We start from the raw sequence: 2,774 nt of genomic DNA on the forward strand, positions 1-2,774 counted from the left end.
GCCTACGGCCTCCAGGAAGCCAGGCCCCGGGCGCAGGAAAGGAAAAACAAGGATAATAATCGTAATTTTAAAAAGTGTTACCCAGGTGGGTTGACTTCTGTTACCCAGGTCTTTGGTACACAATCAAAAGAAACACTCCCTGGGAAACCGATAGTGAGTCAGCAAGCAGATGAACGCGACCGGCATGACAGTGCTTTATTCATGGTAAGCCCCGGCATCAGGAGAGAAGAAAAACGAGACTAGGCGATTCCAAATTTCACCATTTCAACATAGAGCCGATCACTTAGCCGCCTCGATGATGCCGGCTCGTTCCCGTCGGTCAATTCGCCAAAATTCCCGTTGGGGTTTTGGCGAATGTCCGCCGGACCCGAGCCTCGTGGGGTGGGGGATTGATTCTGGAGATCGATAGTGAGCAGCCGATCACAGATTACACCATTTCCCAAGCGTGACCGCGGTCGCCCCACTCTGCCTACTGCAAAGAGTACCGCCGGCATACCGCTCTGCCTACTGCAAAGAGTACCGCCTGCATACTGCTCTGCTTACTCCAATAAAGAAACGCCAGTTTGGCAGCTTCCGTAGCTAAAAGGAGTACTGCCGGCATACCGCTCTGCCTACTGAAAAAGGTGCCGCCCGCATACCACTCTGCCTACTGCAACAAGTGCCGCTCGCATACCGCTCTGCCTACTGCACGGCGAAATACTTTCATTAACTTCCGATTCACAAGAATGCCTTAAATCAATTCGCATGTTCTCAAGAAGGAGAGATATAGTACAGCAAATTACAGAACTGGTAGACGAAGTAATGGACGATCGATGGCATAGTGAAATTCAGTTAATACATGTCGAAAGCCTTGGAGTAAAAGATGGGAAAAAAATCATAAAGGATTTTCTAGACAACTTTGAATATGCGTGTGCTTTTGAGCACTTTGAATATATCGTTTCCGAACTTAATATATCACTAGACTCCAGTCAGGAACATAGAATGAGTGACCTAAGACAGCTATTAAAACAGGACATCAAACAAATATGATGAAGACTTACTGATCTGTATCAGATACAGAATTTTTATGGCTGCAAAGAAAAGTATTCCGCTCACTACTGAACTCACAAGGCAGTGAAAAGAGATCGGGAGCACTCAGTTGTTAGCCACAAGAAAGCCACCGCCGTGTATTCAGCCAGCATGGATGTGGAAACCTACCACCTAACATCAGTCCACACAACTCCACAATGCTGTCTTATATAAACAATAAGTACAACTCCGGAAAGCTTCCGCGTAGAATTATCCGGTCGGCTTTGGAATCAAACCTATCGCAGATAAATAGTCTGCATTACTCCAAATTAAAAAGACTTCCGCCAACATGGCCTACCGCGTACAGCCGCCGGTTACGCTTTTACGTGCTATCATTGCTTTAGGACTGGCCGTGATGGATGTCCCATTTTTAGATGCTAGCTAGTAGGGGCGGCCGTCGGGTAGGCCCCCGTTGGGCGAGACCCGCCATCAAAGGCGGGCCGAAACAATTAGAATCATTTAATAAACGATGATCTACATTCAATGACCCACGGTGTATATCAATCCGTCATCGATATACGTTAAGTCCAACATGAGTATGTACTCACGACTGAAGGACGACAATCAGGAATGATGTATCAACTCAATCTTTAATTTATTTGATTCGCAAAAGAATGTGTAATAATATTTCACTAATAATCTCGATTCAGACTCATTAAAATATATATAGAGTTTTCAGTCATATCGGTCATTAGAAGTCATTGCCAGTGAATAAAAATAAAGCTATATTCTATAGCCCTATCTTCAAACTTACCACCAGCTCTAAATTTGGGAGGCAGGATTGGGTATATATACTCTTGATGATTGTTTTCGCCTGCGCAATAATTGTTCATTTTCGGCCAGATTTTTACCCAAAAATAGTTGGAGGAATTTGCCTGTTGGCTTTTTTCATCGGCGTAGTTATTCTTCCTCTTTCTAAATTTGGAAGAGAGAAAAACATGAAGACGCAGGAAGGAGAAATGTTTCTCTGTCGGGAAGGAGTGATTATCAATCGAGTAGAATTAAAATTTCACGACATCATAAGTATTGACCTGTCTTACTCTGATTACCGAGGCAAAGTCAGATATCGTGGAAAGTTAGATGTGAATGGAATGTATTCTGAAGGCGTAAAAAATATAATTAAAATTTCCACTTGTGATGGTCAGGTTCATGGGTACAACTATTTATTGACTTCAAAAAACCATATGAGAAGATTATATGACTTTATGGAACTAGGCTTCCAAGAAGGGAAAATTAATAAGCGACTATATTCGAACTACATGGATCAAATAAAATAGATTAAAACCTGTCAATTTAGTGACGATCAAAAAAGTAATATGTCGCTGCCTAAAGGTTAATAGGACATTGGAAGCTTGAAAAGTTGATAACCCATCGATAATATATTGCATCAAAAGAAATGAAGTAATTGAATGATCATTCATCAAGCTGTGTATACAAATTCGATGAATGTTGTAAGCAGCGGGGCTCTGAATCTTTCGATCAATGATTGGAACTTACTGCTTTGAGATTACACATATGGGATAGGCTTTGTATGTTGAAATATCACGCAATGTTTGCAATACAAAAGTGAATCGCCCAACACTGCGCCCAACTCCATTAAGCTAAGCAACTAAGCGCCATACCGGAGCCTCCATCAGGGCTACTCTTCGGCCGCTATTGCGGCGAGCCAGGTTGGAAAGTAACTTTAGGGTATAGTGTCCCCGTCC

Annotated in this window: 2 protein-coding genes; both read left to right on the forward strand. The window is 42.7% G+C overall.

All coding sequences use genetic code 11. The features are described from left to right. The coding region (locus NMA52_RS18610; RefSeq protein ID WP_254829221.1) for a hypothetical protein at nt 1-243 on the forward strand (243 nt) is incomplete at its 5' end. Nucleotides 244-1,868: 1,625 nt separating this feature from the next. Beyond that, nucleotides 1,869-2,345 (forward strand): hypothetical protein, encoded by a 477-nt coding sequence (locus NMA52_RS18615; protein WP_254829222.1) that lies wholly within the window; start codon nt 1,869-1,871, stop codon nt 2,343-2,345. The last annotated feature ends 429 nt before the right edge of the window (nt 2,346-2,774 follow it).

This window comes from Lewinella sp. JB7, assembly GCF_024297185.1.
Classification (GTDB): Bacteria; Bacteroidota; Bacteroidia; order Chitinophagales; family Saprospiraceae; genus Neolewinella.

What these genes read in the sequence shown, in the direction of transcription:
- NMA52_RS18615 (WP_254829222.1), top strand. Translation starts at nt 1,869, where the DNA reads ATGATTGTTTTCGCCTGCGCAATAATTGTTCATTTTCGGCCAGATTTT.